The sequence below is a fragment of the Pseudomonas sp. T8 genome, from assembly GCF_024610635.1.
GTDB lineage: Bacteria > Pseudomonadota > Gammaproteobacteria > Pseudomonadales > Pseudomonadaceae > Aquipseudomonas > Aquipseudomonas chlororaphis_I.
The window spans coordinates 3,222,013-3,234,610 of sequence record NZ_CP102374.1; the positions used below are offsets into that span (position 1 = coordinate 3,222,013).

The 12,598-nt window shown below is 61.2% G+C and carries 16 protein-coding genes; 10 read left to right on the top strand and 6 right to left on the bottom strand.

Features of this window, described 5'->3' with window-relative positions:
- Positions 1–177 precede the first annotated feature (177 nt).
- The 10 genes from NRG23_RS14515 (at position 178) to NRG23_RS14560 (ending at position 7,201) form a co-directional block, all read left to right on the top strand.
- Positions 178–1,152: a KpsF/GutQ family sugar-phosphate isomerase gene (locus tag NRG23_RS14515; protein ID WP_009047004.1), complete on the top strand. Its 975-nt coding sequence runs from the start codon at positions 178–180 to the stop codon at positions 1,150–1,152.
- Positions 1,152–1,676 (top strand): HAD family hydrolase, encoded by a 525-nt coding sequence (locus tag NRG23_RS14520; RefSeq protein ID WP_007929867.1) that lies wholly within the window; start codon positions 1,152–1,154, stop codon positions 1,674–1,676. Before NRG23_RS14515 ends, NRG23_RS14520 begins: the two co-directional genes overlap by 1 nt.
- A gap of 8 nt (positions 1,677–1,684) precedes the next feature.
- Entirely contained in the window at positions 1,685–2,257 is a 573-nt protein-coding gene (lptC, locus tag NRG23_RS14525; protein ID WP_009047003.1) for an LPS export ABC transporter periplasmic protein LptC, read from the top strand.
- Positions 2,244–2,789, top strand: a complete 546-nt coding sequence (lptA, locus tag NRG23_RS14530; RefSeq protein WP_007929869.1) for a lipopolysaccharide transport periplasmic protein LptA — start codon at positions 2,244–2,246, stop codon at positions 2,787–2,789. Before lptC ends, lptA begins: the two co-directional genes overlap by 14 nt.
- Positions 2,789–3,514: an LPS export ABC transporter ATP-binding protein gene (gene lptB / locus NRG23_RS14535; protein ID WP_007929870.1), complete on the top strand. Its 726-nt coding sequence runs from the start codon at positions 2,789–2,791 to the stop codon at positions 3,512–3,514. The genes lptA and lptB overlap by 1 nt, the downstream gene beginning before the upstream one ends.
- A gap of 182 nt (positions 3,515–3,696) precedes the next feature.
- On the top strand, positions 3,697–5,190 hold the full coding sequence (locus tag NRG23_RS14540; RefSeq protein ID WP_009047001.1) for an RNA polymerase factor sigma-54: 1,494 nt from the start codon (positions 3,697–3,699) through the stop codon (positions 5,188–5,190).
- Positions 5,191–5,269: 79 nt separating this feature from the next.
- On the top strand, positions 5,270–5,575 hold the full coding sequence (gene hpf, locus NRG23_RS14545; RefSeq protein ID WP_007929872.1) for a ribosome hibernation-promoting factor, HPF/YfiA family: 306 nt from the start codon (positions 5,270–5,272) through the stop codon (positions 5,573–5,575).
- A 12-nt stretch (positions 5,576–5,587) separates the two neighbouring features.
- Entirely contained in the window at positions 5,588–6,052 is a 465-nt protein-coding gene (gene ptsN / locus NRG23_RS14550; RefSeq protein ID WP_007929873.1) for a PTS IIA-like nitrogen regulatory protein PtsN, read from the top strand.
- A 2-nt stretch (positions 6,053–6,054) separates the two neighbouring features.
- Positions 6,055–6,912: an RNase adapter RapZ gene (gene rapZ, locus NRG23_RS14555; protein ID WP_007929875.1), complete on the top strand. Its 858-nt coding sequence runs from the start codon at positions 6,055–6,057 to the stop codon at positions 6,910–6,912.
- A 16-nt stretch (positions 6,913–6,928) separates the two neighbouring features.
- Positions 6,929–7,201: an HPr family phosphocarrier protein gene (locus NRG23_RS14560; RefSeq protein WP_009046999.1), complete on the top strand. Its 273-nt coding sequence runs from the start codon at positions 6,929–6,931 to the stop codon at positions 7,199–7,201.
- A gap of 30 nt (positions 7,202–7,231) precedes the next feature.
- Here NRG23_RS14560 and NRG23_RS14565 read toward each other — a convergent pair whose 3' ends face one another.
- The 6 genes from NRG23_RS14565 to pmbA all read right to left on the bottom strand — a co-directional run bounded on the left by NRG23_RS14565 (position 7,232) and on the right by pmbA (position 12,535).
- Positions 7,232–8,125, bottom strand: coding sequence for a ZIP family metal transporter (locus tag NRG23_RS14565; RefSeq protein ID WP_124301143.1), 894 nt, complete (start codon positions 8,123–8,125; stop codon positions 7,232–7,234).
- Positions 8,126–8,157: 32 nt separating this feature from the next.
- Positions 8,158–8,769 carry a superoxide dismutase gene (locus NRG23_RS14570; protein WP_009046997.1) on the bottom strand — a complete coding sequence of 204 codons (612 nt, stop codon included), beginning with the start codon at positions 8,767–8,769 and terminating at the stop codon, positions 8,158–8,160.
- 1 nt (position 8,770) lies between these two features.
- A complete protein-coding gene (locus NRG23_RS14575) occupies positions 8,771–9,220 on the bottom strand; it encodes a hypothetical protein (protein WP_009046996.1) in 450 nt (149 codons plus the stop codon).
- Positions 9,221–9,247: 27 nt separating this feature from the next.
- Positions 9,248–10,624 carry an aspartate ammonia-lyase gene (locus tag NRG23_RS14580; RefSeq protein WP_038630613.1) on the bottom strand — a complete coding sequence of 459 codons (1,377 nt, stop codon included), beginning with the start codon at positions 10,622–10,624 and terminating at the stop codon, positions 9,248–9,250.
- The gene (locus tag NRG23_RS14585) at positions 10,617–11,012 is read right to left on the bottom strand and encodes a hypothetical protein (protein WP_007929895.1); all 396 of its coding nucleotides are present in this window, start codon (positions 11,010–11,012) and stop codon (positions 10,617–10,619) included. Before NRG23_RS14585 ends, NRG23_RS14580 begins: the two co-directional genes overlap by 8 nt.
- Positions 11,013–11,188: 176 nt before the next feature.
- Entirely contained in the window at positions 11,189–12,535 is a 1,347-nt protein-coding gene (gene pmbA / locus NRG23_RS14590) for a metalloprotease PmbA (RefSeq protein ID WP_009046994.1), read from the bottom strand.
- Between the last annotated feature and the right edge of the window lie 63 nt (positions 12,536–12,598).

The window sequence follows — 12,598 nt, forward strand, 5'->3', positions numbered from 1 at the left end:
TGCTGATACGGAGCCCCCAAGGCCGAAGCCATCCGTGTTCAGGATCACGACAGGCTAAAACGGGCTTCACAGAGCAATTCCAGCCTATAGAAGGACAAAGGCTGACGAACTTGCGTGAGGGAATCGATCATTACCGCTATAATCGCCGCCTTTTCATCAGGCTATACGATTTCTGACATGAGCCAATCCAGCGACCTGATTCAATCGGCACAACGCACCATCCGCCTCGAGATAGAAGCCGTACAAGGCTTGCTGCCACATATCGACGCAGATTTCGTACGCGCTTGCGAGATGATTCTGGCCAGCAAAGGCCGCGTAGTAGTGGTCGGCATGGGCAAGTCCGGGCATATCGGCAACAAGATCGCCGCCACCCTGGCCAGCACCGGCACCACCGCGTTTTTTGTCCATCCGGCCGAAGCCAGCCATGGCGACATGGGCATGATTACCCGGGACGACGTGATCCTGGCCCTGTCCAACTCCGGCTCGACCAATGAAATCGTGACCTTGTTGCCGCTGATCAAGCGCCTGGGCATCCAGCTGATCAGCATCACCGGCAACCCTGATTCGGCGCTGGCCAAGGCCGCCGAGGTCAACCTCAACGTCCAGGTCAAGCAAGAGGCCTGCCCGCTGAACCTGGCCCCGACCTCTTCGACCACCGCCGCCTTGGTCATGGGCGACGCCCTGGCCGTGGCGCTGCTGGAAGCCCGCGGCTTCACCGCCGAAGACTTCGCCTTCTCCCATCCGGGCGGCGCGCTGGGCCGGCGCCTGCTGCTGAAGGTCGAGAACGTCATGCATGCCGGCGAACAGTTGCCACAGGTCCAGCGTGGCACGCTGCTCAAGGACGCCCTGATGGAAATGACCCGCAAGGGCCTGGGCATGACCGTCATTGTCGAGGCCGACGGCCGCCTGGCAGGGGTCTTCACCGACGGCGACCTGCGCCGCACCCTGGACCGCACCATCGACATTCACCACACCACCATCGATGAAGTCATGACCGTTCACGGCAAGACCGCCCGCGCCGAAATGCTCGCGGCCGAAGCCCTGAAAATCATGGAAGACAATCGAATCAACGCACTGGTCGTAGTGGACAAGGACGATCGCCCGATCGGCGCCTTCAACCTGTCCGACCTGCTGCGCGCGGGAGTCATGTAATGAGCACGGATCTGCTGCAACGCGGCAAGAACATCAAGCTGGCGGTATTCGACGTGGATGGCGTACTGACCGACGGTCGCCTGTACTTCCTCGAGGACGGCAGCGAGTTCAAGACCTTCAACACCCTCGATGGCCAGGGCATCAAGATGCTGATGGCCACGGGCGTGCAGACGGCAATCATCAGCGGTCGCAAGACGCCGGTGGTCGAGCGCCGGGCGAAAAACCTGGGGATTCCCCATCTGTTTCAGGGTCGCGAAGACAAACTGGTGGTGCTGGACGGGCTTCTTGCCCAACTGGGCCTAAGCTATGAGCAGGTCGCCTACCTGGGCGACGACCTGCCGGACCTGCCAGTGATCCGCCGGGTCGGCCTGGGCATGGCCGTCGCCAATGCCGCCAGCTTTGTCCGTGAACACGCCCATGGCGTCACCCAGGCCCGTGGCGGCGAAGGTGCCGCCCGCGAGTTCTGCGAGTTGATCCTGCGCGCCCAAGGCAGCCTTGAAGCGGCCCACGCCGCCTACTTATAGAGCCTCCCATGCTGAGCAAAAAGATTCGCAACATCCTGATCTTCGGCATCATCACCGTGCTGTTCCTGGCGGTGGGGTACTGGAACATCAGCCCGGAACGCTTCCTCGACAAGCCGGTCGCGCAGGTCGACGAAAGCGCCATCGACTACTACGCCATCAACGCCCGTAGCGTGCAGTACCTGCCCGACGGCAAGCTGCAGTACGAAATGACGTCCGACAAGGTCGAACACCTCAAGGCCACCGAGGTGACACTGTTGACCAAGCCGGACCTGCAGATGTATCGCGGCACCGCCTTCCCCTGGCACGTCCAGAGCGAGCACGGCGAAGTCAACCCGGATGGCACCCAGGTCGAGCTGATCGATTCGGTACGGGTTTCGCGCACCGACGAGAAAAATCGCAACCTGCTGATCACCACGACCCGCATGACAGTATTCCCGCAGAAGCAATATGCGCAGACCGATCAAGACGTTAGAATCGACGGCGCCGGCGGCGTGACGACTGGCAAGGGAATGAAAGCGTATTTGAAAGACGGCAGGATGAACCTGCTATCGAACGTAAGAGGACAGTATGAGGCTCGTTAAAACCCTCCCTATTTTGCTCGGTCTGGGCGCAGCACTGGGAAGCGTGAGCGCCTGGGCTCTGCCGAACGATAGCCAGCAACCAATCCGCATCCAGGCCGACGACGCTCAACTGGACGACAAGAATGGCGTAGCCACCTACAGGGGCGACGTGATCATCACCCAGGGCTCGATGAAGGTCACCGGCAATACCGTGACCATCACCCGCACCCAGACCGGTGACATCGACGTGGTGACCTCGGTGGGCAACCTGGCCTACTTCGAGCAGATCCAAACCCAGGGCGATACCAAGCCGGTCCAGGGCTATGGCGTGACCATCCAGTACCACGCTGCGCAGAACCGCGTCGTGCTGATCGACCGTGCCAAGGTCGTCGACAAGGACGGCAACATCACCCAGGGCGAGAAAATCGTCTACGACACCAACAAGAAGCTGGCCAGCGCCGGTCGCGCTACCGGCAGCAAGGTCACCGAGTCGCGCCCACGGATCGACATGGTCATCCAGCCGAAAAAGAAAACTGACGAAAAGGCCCAGTAATGGCAACTCTGAAAGCTCAGCACCTGGCCAAGAGCTACAAGAGCCGCCAGGTCGTGCGTGACGTCAGCCTGTCCATCGACAGCGGCCAGATCGTCGGCCTGCTCGGCCCTAACGGCGCCGGCAAGACCACCTGCTTCTACATGATCGTCGGCCTGGTCCAGGCCGATCAGGGACGCATCCTGATCGACGACCTGGATGTCAGCCACCAGCCGATGCACGGCCGCGCCCGCGCCGGGATCGGCTACCTGCCGCAGGAAGCCTCGATCTTCCGCAAGCTCTCGGTGGCCGACAACATCATGGCCATCCTCGAGACCCGCAAGGAGCTCGACAAGGCCGGCCGTCGCCAGGAACTGGAAAGCCTGCTGCAGGAATTCCACATCAACCACATTCGCGACAACCTGGGCATGAGCCTTTCCGGCGGTGAACGTCGCCGCGTGGAAATCGCTCGCGCACTGGCCACCGCCCCCAAGTTCATCCTGCTCGACGAACCCTTCGCCGGCGTAGACCCGATCTCGGTAGGCGACATCAAGCAGATCATTCATCACCTGAAAGCCAAGGGCATCGGCGTACTCATCACTGACCACAACGTCCGTGAAACCCTGGATATCTGCGAAACCGCCTATATCGTCAACGACGGTCAGCTGATCGCCGAAGGCGACGCCGAAACCATCCTCGCCAACGAGCTGGTCAAGGAAGTTTACCTGGGCCATGAGTTCCGCCTGTAAGCCCTGAGGTGTTTGGCTGGTCGCCAGAGCGCCCGCCCCAATAAAACCCTGCTGTTTTTATTGTTACAGCGCTCTAGGCAAACACTTCAGTTTCAGGCATATAATTTGCTTATGTTTGGCGCTCACGCGCCCTGTAGTGGATGGCGCATGTGCGCCGGCGAATAAGGTGTTAAGCCCCTGCCATGAAACCATCGCTAGTCCTCAGAATGGGCCAGCAGCTGACGATGACACCGCAGCTGCAACAGGCCATCCGCCTGCTCCAATTGTCGACCCTGGACCTGCAACAGGAAATCCAGGAGGCCCTGGAGTCCAACCCGATGCTCGAGCGCCAGGAAGAAGGCGACGACTTCGATAACACCGATCCGCTGGCCGACAACGCCGAGCAGAAGCCCAATACCGATATCCAGGAACCCTCTTACCAGGAAACCGCCCCGACGGTGGACAACCTCGAGGACGGTGAATGGAACGAGCGCATTCCCAACGACCTGCCGGTCGACACCGCCTGGGAAGACGTCTACCAGACCAGCGCCAGCAGCCTGCCCAGCAACGATGACGACGAGTGGGATTTCACCACCCGCACTTCGGCCGGCGAAAGCCTGCAGAGCCATCTGCTCTGGCAGTTGAACCTGGCGCCCATGTCCGACACCGATCGCCTGATCGCCGTGACCCTGATCGACTGCATCAACAATCAGGGCTATCTGGACGAAACCCTCGAGGAAATCCTCGAAGCCTTCGATCCGGAGCTGGACATCGAACTCGACGAAATCGAGGCCGTCCTGCATCGCATCCAGCAATTCGAACCCGCCGGCATCGGCGCCCGCAACCTGGGTGAGTGCCTGCTGCTGCAACTGCGCCAGCTACCCGCCAAGACCCCTTGGCTGACTGAAGCCAAGCGCCTGGTCACCGACTTCATCGACCTGCTCGGCAGCCGCGACTACAGCCAGCTGATGCGGCGCATGAAGCTCAAGGAAGACGAACTGCGCCAGGTCATCGAACTGGTGCAGAGCCTCAACCCACGACCGGGCTCGCAAATCGAATCCACCGAAGCCGAATACGTGGTTCCCGACGTCATCGTGCGCAAGGACAACGAACGCTGGCTGGTGGAGCTGAACCAGGAGTCCGTGCCGCGCCTGCGCGTCAACCCGCAATACGCCGGTTTCGTGCGACGCGCCGACACCAGCGCTGACAACACCTTCATGCGCAACCAGCTGCAGGAAGCCCGTTGGTTCATCAAGAGCCTGCAGAGCCGTAACGAAACCCTGATGAAAGTCGCCACCCAGATCGTCGAGCATCAGCGCGGCTTCCTCGAGTACGGCGATGAGGCGATGAAACCGTTGGTCCTGCATGACATCGCCGAAGCGGTGGGCATGCACGAGTCGACGATTTCCCGGGTGACCACGCAAAAATTCATGCATACCCCACGGGGCATTTATGAACTGAAATACTTTTTCTCCAGCCACGTAAGTACCTCCGAAGGCGGTGAATGCTCGTCCACGGCGATCCGCGCGATCATCAAAAAACTGGTCGCCGCGGAAAATCAGAAAAAGCCGTTGAGTGACAGCAAGATCGCTGGTTTACTGGAGGCACAAGGCATTCAGGTAGCCCGTCGTACCGTCGCCAAGTACCGTGAATCCCTGGGGATCGCGCCTTCCAGCGAACGGAAGCGGTTGATGTAGCCGCCGGGCTCGCCACAGCGTTCCAGTGGCAGGTCAATCGACCTGCCGCTTTATGCACTGGCAACGAAGGAGAAGCTGTATGCAAGTCAACATCAGTGGACACCAACTGGAAGTGACCGAACCTCTGCGCGCTTACATCGGCGAAAAACTCGACCGACTGGAGCGGCACTTTGACAAGATTACCAATGTGCAGGTAACGCTGGCCGTCGAGAAACTGAAGCAGAAAATCGAGGCCACGCTGCACATCCATGGTGGGGAAGTCGTCGCCAATGCAGAACATGACGATATGTATGCCGCAATCGACTTGCTCACGGACAAGCTTGACCGCCAACTGAAAAAGCATAAGGAAAAGCAACTCCACCTTCTCCAAGGCACGGGTCGCTAACACTCCCCTCCCATGATCCGACTTGAAAGCATCCTGACCCCCGGCCGTTCCCTGGTGAACGTGCCGGGCGGCAGTAAAAAACGTGCCCTCGAACAAATTGCCAACCTGATCAGCCGCGAAGTGCCTGATCTGGAGATGCAAGATGTCTTCGAAAGCCTGATTGCCCGTGAAAAGCTGGGTTCTACCGGTTTTGGCAACGGCATCGCCATTCCACACTGCCGCCTCAAAGGCTGTGAGTCGCCCATCAGTGCCCTGATGCACCTGGACGCCCCCATCGATTTCGACGCCATCGACGGCGCACCGGTCGACCTGCTGTTCGTACTGCTGGTCCCGGAAGCCGCCACCGATGCGCACCTGGAACTGCTCCGGCAGATTGCCAGCATGCTGGACCGCAAAGAGGTGCGCGACAAGCTGCGCAGCGCCACCAGCAATGAAGCCTTGTACAAGGTTGTCCTGGACGAACAGAACGGTCAGTAATCATGCGTTTGATCATCGTCAGCGGCCGGTCCGGCTCGGGTAAAAGCACCGCCCTCGATGTACTCGAGGACAATGGCTATTACTGCATCGACAACCTGCCGGCCGGGCTGTTGCCCGAATTGGCCGAGCGAGCGCTGATCCATACCGAGCTGACGCAGCCACTGGTCGCCGTGTCGATCGACGCCCGCAACCTGCCAAGCCACTTGTCGCGCTTTCCCGAACTGCTCGAGGAAGTACGCAGCCGGCATATCCAGTGCGATGTGCTGTACCTGGACGCTGACGAAGAAACCCTGCTCAAGCGCTTTTCCGAAACCCGCCGTCGCCACCCCTTGAGCAGCAACAATCGCTCGCTGGCCGAGGCGATTCAAGACGAAAGCCACCTGCTGGGTCCGATTGCCGACCTCGCCGACCTCAAGGTCAACACCACCAACCTGAACCTGTACCAACTGCGCGATACCATCAAGTTGCGCCTGTTGAACCAGCCGGAACCGGGCACCGCCTTCCTGGTGGAGTCTTTCGGATTCAAGCGTGGCATGCCGGTCGACGCCGACCTGGTGTTCGATGTGCGCTGCCTGCCCAACCCGTACTGGAAGCCCGAGTTGCGCGCCCAGTCCGGGCTCGACCAGCCGGTTGCCGAATACCTGGCCGCCCAGCCGGACGTCGAGGAAATGTTCCAGGACATCTCCAGCTACCTGCTGAAATGGTTGCCACGCTTTGCCGCCAGCAACCGCGCCTACGTCACTATTGCCATTGGCTGTACGGGCGGCCACCATCGCTCGGTCTACCTGACCGAACGCTTGGGCCAAGTCCTGCAAAAGTCCCTGAAGAACGTCCAGGTTCGCCACCGCGACCTTAGCTGAAAGGATCTACCCCGCGATGCCTGCTCTGGAAATTGAAATCATCAACAAACTGGGTCTGCATGCCCGTGCCTCGGCAAAGTTCGTCGGCGTGGCCGGTCAGTTTCCTTGCCAGATCCGTGCAGGGAGAACGCCGGAGTCGATGGTCGACGGCAAGAGCATCATGGCGATGATGATGCTGGCCGCCGGCAAAGGCACCAAGATTCATCTGAAGACCGAAGGCGAACAGGAGCAGGAGGCGCTGGAAGCGCTGGTGGCACTGATCAATAACTTCTTCGACGAAGGCGAGTAAGGTCGGCGGGGCAAGCCCGCCGAAAGGCACTCAGGCGAGTGCCGTATCCATGACCATCATCAGGCAAAAGCCGACACACAAGCCCAGGCTCGCCAGCTTTTCATGACCGTTGCGTCGTGATTCGGGGATCACTTCGTGGGTCACCACCAGCAGCATGGCCCCCGCCGCCAACGCCAACCCGAGCGGCAACAGCATCTCGGCCAGGCTCACCAGCCACGCACAAAGCAAGGCGAACACCGGCTCCACCAGGCCCGAAGCGGCACCGATCAGGAATGCCTTGACCCGGGACATGCCGGCGCCAGCCAGCACCAGAGCAATCACCAGGCCTTCCGGCACATCCTGCAAGGCGATGCCCATGGCCAGGCTATCCGCCTCCGGCATACCGCCACCCGCGGAAACGCCCACGGCCATTCCCTCGGGAATGTTGTGGGCGATGATGGCAAACACAAACAGCCAGATTCGCGGCGGGATGACCGGGTGCTCAAGGGTGCCCACCAATTTCTCCGGGTTGCCCCCCGACACCTTGCGATCCACTAGAAACAACCCCAAAGCACCGAGCATGATGCCGAAGCTGATCAGGCCGCTCGAAACCCAGGGCGACAACCCGAGTTTTTCCGCCGCGGCGATCCCGGGCACGATCAGCGAAAAGGCCGTGGCCGCCAGCATCACCCCGGCGCCGAATCCCAACAGGGTGTCACTCAGCGCCAGCGGCATCTTGCGAATGACCAGCACCGGCACTGCCCCCAGCGCGGTTCCCAGGGCACACACCGCCCCGCCCTGCAACGCACGCAACAAGCGCGGTTCCAGCTCCAGCCAGGACAAGCCCTGGGCAACCAGCAATGCAGTACCCGCCAACAGCAACAGCGAACCGAACGCGTAACGAAACATCCGCCCGCTGCTGATCGTCAGTGTTTCAGTGCCCATAGTCAGCCTTAGGTCTTTTTATCGGTGGGGGCTCAAACCAGTGCGGCCTGATAGCGCTGGGCTACTTCAGGCCAATTGATCACGTTGTAGAACGCATTGATGTATTCCGGCCGCCGGTTCTGGTAACGCAGGTAATACGCGTGCTCCCACACGTCCAGACCGAGAATCGGGGTATTGCCATTCATCAACGGGCTGTCCTGGTTACCGCTGCTCTCGACCACCAGGGTCTTTTGCGGGGTCACGCTGAGCCAGGCCCAACCGCTGCCGAAACGGGTGAGCGCGGCCTTGGTGAAGGCTTCCTTGAAGCGCTCGAAACCACCCAACTGCTCATCGATTGCCTTGGCCAGCGCACCGTCCGGCTTGCCTCCGCCAGTTGGCGCCATCACTGCCCAGAACAACGAATGGTTGGCATGGCCACCGCCCTGGTTGATGACCGCCGCCCGCAGCTTCTCCGGCAACTGCTGGACCCCGGCCACCAGTCTTTCCACCGACCAGTCGGCCCATTCAGTGCCTTCCACGGCCGCGTTGAGGTTGTTGATATAGGTCTGGTGATGCTTGGTGTAGTGAATCTCCATGGTCTGCGCGTCGATGTGCGGTTCCAGGGCGTCGTAGGCGTAGGGCAATGCAGGCAAGGTAAAGGACATATCAATGTGCTCCGTAATGAGGGGCATTCGGGGTCGCGGCGCCGGAAGTCGATTGCGCGACATTGCGCTCCAGCAGGCGATGCGTACGGGGGTATTCACCGTACTCACTGATGAAGTTGAGCAACTCGACGTAGGTCTTGCTGCTCTGGCGCAACGCAGCTTCCCGCAGCGCTGGCGCCAGGCGGTTGTCCTGCATGGTCTGCAACAGCCGCTGATGGATGGCGCAGAGGTATTCCGCGCTCTCCTCCGGCTGGTTCAGGCGCAGGTGCAGGTCCGCCAGGTTGTGATGGGAGATGACACAGGCCGCGACCGCTTCATCGGCATCGCTCCAGCGCTCGAACAACACCTGCGCCAGGGCCAGGGCCTGCAAGTAATACTCACGGGCGTCCACCAGGTCGCCCTGCATGAAGAAACGGTTTGCCCTTTCGATCGTGCGTTTCCAGTGCTCCATGGTGAACCTCCAAAGCAATGTCGGGATTTACACGCCGCCCGCGGTGAGTTTTTCCGGGTCGAGCAGGATCTCCAGCTGGCTGCGTGACAGATCAGTGTGTTCAAGGGCGACGTCGATTACCGGGCGCCCCTGCTTGTAGGCGGTCTTGGCGATTTCAGCGGCCTTCTGGTAACCGATGATCGGGTTGAGCGCCGTGACCAGGATCGGGTTGCGCGACAGCGCCTCCTTGAGCTTGGGCTCGTTGACCTTGAAGCTGGCAATCGCCTTGTCCGCCAGCAGGCGGCTGGAGTTGGCCAGCAGCTCGATGCTGCTCAACAGGTTCTGGGCGATGATCGGCAGCATGACGTTCAGCTCGAAGTTGCCCGACTGCCCCGCCACCGTGATCGTGGTGTCGTTGCCGATCACCTGGGCCGCCACCATCGCCGTGGCTTCCGGAATCACCGGGTTGACCTTGCCCGGCATGATCGAGGAACCCGGTTGCAAACCTTCCAGCTCGATCTCGCCGAGGCCGGCCAACGGCCCGGAGTTCATCCAGCGCAGGTCGTTGGCGATCTTCATCAAGGTGACCGCGATGGCCTTGAGCTGGCCCGAGACCGCCACCGCGGTGTCCTGGGAACCGATCAGGGCAAACAGGTTCTTGCCCGGCGTGAACTGCACCTGGGTCAGGCTGCTCAGTTGCCGGCTGAAACCCACGGCGAACTGCGGGTGGGCGTTGATCCCGGTGCCCACCGCGGTACCGCCCTGGGCCAGGGATTGCAGGCTCGGCAGCAGATCCTGCAGATGACCGATATTGGCCTTGAGCTGCTGCGCCCACCCTTCCAGCACCTGGCTCATGCGCACTGGCATCGCGTCCATCAGGTGAGTGCGACCGGTCTTGATGAACGGATGGACCTCGACCGCCTTGCGTTCGATGACCTGTACCAGATGCACCAGCGCCGGCAGCAGTTGTTCATGCAAGCCCAGCGCGGCGCTGACGTGAATAGTGGTCGGGATGATGTCGTTGCTGCTCTGCCCGCAGTTCACATGGTCGTTGGGGTTGACCGGCTCGCCGAGCAGACGGCTGGCCAGGGTGGCGATGACTTCGTTGGCGTTCATGTTGGAACTGGTGCCGGACCCGGTCTGGAAGATATCCACCGGGAAGTGCTGCATGAAATCGCCTTCCAGCAGGCCCTGGGCGGCATCGACTATGGCCTTGCCCTGGGATTCGCTCAGTTGCTTGAGTTCGACGTTGGCCTTGGCCGCGGCCGCCTTGGCCAGGATCAGCGCGCGGATGAACTGCGCCGGCATGCGCTGGTGGCTGATGGGAAAGTTATCCACTGCACGCTGGGTCTGTGCGCCATACAGCGCCTGCTCCGGAACATGCAGCTCGCCCATGCTGTCGCGTTCGATACGGGTATTACTCATCGGGAAATCCTTGCACCAGTTCGATAAGGGGAATGGATGGCAGCAACGAGCAGGTCGCCAGTTGCCAGGCATGGCTTTGCCAGCGCTTGAGCCGGCATTTGCAGAAAGACAGGCGTTCCAGGTCACGCAACGGACGCCAGGCCTGGTCCAGGCACTGGCTGCGCCAATGCCAGGGCAGCGCGGTATCGGTAGCGGTATCGAGCAACAGGCGAAATGAGGTTTCGGCGATCAGCCAGGGCGAGGTGGCGGTGCAACACGCCAGGTAGCGCCCTTCAGCCAGGTAATGCTCGATCAGGCGCGGCTCGTCCGGATCGAGGGCACAACGGATCTGGCGGCTCATCCAGCGCCAGCTTTCGAGGTAAGGCTGCTCGTGCAAGGCAGAACTCATGACCTGGGCTCATTCGATAATGAGATTTATTATTATATGATATTGAGAATCAAAACAAGCTCGAGACCAAGCGAGCCCTGCACAGGTGGCTAGGGTTGGTCAGTGTTCAAAAGCCGGGCAATAAAAAAGCGCGCGCCCCCGGACGGGACGCGCGCTTTCGTTGCCGCTGCTGCGATTTAGCTGCCGGCGACCGTCATGCGTTCGATCAATACCGAACCGGTGCGGATGTTGCTGCGCAGCTCCAGATCGTTACCCACGGCGATGATCTGCTTGAACATGTCGCGCATGTTGCCGGCAATGGTCACTTCCTGGACAGCGAACTGGATTTCGCCATTTTCGACCCAGAAACCGGCCGCGCCCCGAGAGTAATCGCCGGTGACCATGTTCAGCCCGTGGCCCATCAGCTCGGTGACCAGCAGGCCCCGGCCCATGCGGCGCAGCAAGGCCGCCTGGTCTTCCTCGCCATGGGTCACGAACAGGTTGTGCACGCCACCGGCGTTGGCGGTGCTGGGCAGGCCGAGCTTGCGCCCGGAATAAGTCCCCAGCACGTAGGACACCAGTTCGCCGTTCTCGACGAAAGGCTTGGCGTAGGTAGCCAGGCCATCGCCATCGAAGGCCGAACTGCCCAGGGCGCGCATCAAGTGCGGACGCTCATCGATGGTCAGCCACTCGGGGAACAGCCGCTGTCCCAGCGCGCCCTCGAGGAAGGACGACTTGCGGTACAGGTTGCCGCCGGAAATCGCCCCCAGGAAACTGCCGAACAATCCACCAGCCAGTTCCGCGGAAAACAGCACCGGCACTTCGCAGGTCGGTACCGGGCGCGCGCCCAGACGACTCGCGGCCCGTTGCGCGGCGCGCTGGCCGATGGTCACCGGGTCCGTCAGCAGATGGCCCTGGCGATTGACGTCATACCAGTAGTCACGCTGCATCTGGCCGTCGGCCTCGGCGATCATCACGCAGCTCAAGCTGTGTCGGGTCGAGGCGTAACCGCCGATAAAACCGTGGCTGTTGCCGTACACACGGCAGCCCTGGTGGGTGCTCAGGGTAGTGCCGTCGGCGTTCTTGATCCGGCTGTCGGCGGCAAAGGCCGCGGCTTCACAGGCCAGTGCCCGTTCGATGGCTTGCTCCGGGGTAATGTCCCAAGCGTGAAACAGGTCGAAGTCCGGCACGTCCCGGGCCATCAGCGCGGCATCGGCCAGCCCCGAGCTTTCGTCTTCCGAGGTGTGCTTGGCGATGGCCAGGGCCGCGGCAACGGTTTCGCGAATCGCCTCGGGACCACTGGCCGAAGTGCTGGCCGAGCCCTTGCGCTGGCCGACGTACAGTGTGATGCCAAAACCCTGGTCGCGATTGAATTCGACGGTTTCCACTTCCCGCTGGCGAACCGAAGTCGACAGGCCCTGCTCCAGAGAAACCGCCACTTCGCAGGCACTGGCGCCCTGGCGCTTGGCCTCGGCGATGATCTGCTCGACTTGTTCCTGCAGTGCCGGCAAAGCCTGCGGGCCGACGCTTTGTGCTGCACTCATGGTTTTCTCCACTCAAATTCTGCTTTCGGTTAAGGCCTTCGAGCGACCGGGCCGGACAAGCGG

Bases quoted from the DNA above. Each gene is read 5' to 3' on its own strand.
- NRG23_RS14515 (WP_009047004.1), top strand. From the start codon at position 178: ATGAGCCAATCCAGCGACCTGATTCAATCGGCACAACGCACCATCCGC.
- NRG23_RS14520 (WP_007929867.1), top strand. From the start codon at position 1,152: ATGAGCACGGATCTGCTGCAACGCGGCAAGAACATCAAGCTGGCGGTA.
- lptC (WP_009047003.1), top strand. From the start codon at position 1,685: ATGCTGAGCAAAAAGATTCGCAACATCCTGATCTTCGGCATCATCACC.
- lptA (WP_007929869.1), top strand. From the start codon at position 2,244: ATGAGGCTCGTTAAAACCCTCCCTATTTTGCTCGGTCTGGGCGCAGCA.
- lptB (WP_007929870.1), top strand. From the start codon at position 2,789: ATGGCAACTCTGAAAGCTCAGCACCTGGCCAAGAGCTACAAGAGCCGC.
- NRG23_RS14540 (WP_009047001.1), top strand. From the start codon at position 3,697: ATGAAACCATCGCTAGTCCTCAGAATGGGCCAGCAGCTGACGATGACA.
- hpf (WP_007929872.1), top strand. From the start codon at position 5,270: ATGCAAGTCAACATCAGTGGACACCAACTGGAAGTGACCGAACCTCTG.
- ptsN (WP_007929873.1), top strand. From the start codon at position 5,588: ATGATCCGACTTGAAAGCATCCTGACCCCCGGCCGTTCCCTGGTGAAC.
- rapZ (WP_007929875.1), top strand. From the start codon at position 6,055: ATGCGTTTGATCATCGTCAGCGGCCGGTCCGGCTCGGGTAAAAGCACC.
- NRG23_RS14560 (WP_009046999.1), top strand. From the start codon at position 6,929: ATGCCTGCTCTGGAAATTGAAATCATCAACAAACTGGGTCTGCATGCC.
- NRG23_RS14565 (WP_124301143.1), bottom strand. From the start codon at position 8,125: ATGGGCACTGAAACACTGACGATCAGCAGCGGGCGGATGTTTCGTTAC.
- NRG23_RS14570 (WP_009046997.1), bottom strand. From the start codon at position 8,769: ATGTCCTTTACCTTGCCTGCATTGCCCTACGCCTACGACGCCCTGGAA.
- NRG23_RS14575 (WP_009046996.1), bottom strand. From the start codon at position 9,220: ATGGAGCACTGGAAACGCACGATCGAAAGGGCAAACCGTTTCTTCATG.
- NRG23_RS14580 (WP_038630613.1), bottom strand. From the start codon at position 10,624: ATGAGTAATACCCGTATCGAACGCGACAGCATGGGCGAGCTGCATGTT.
- NRG23_RS14585 (WP_007929895.1), bottom strand. From the start codon at position 11,012: ATGAGTTCTGCCTTGCACGAGCAGCCTTACCTCGAAAGCTGGCGCTGG.
- pmbA (WP_009046994.1), bottom strand. From the start codon at position 12,535: ATGAGTGCAGCACAAAGCGTCGGCCCGCAGGCTTTGCCGGCACTGCAG.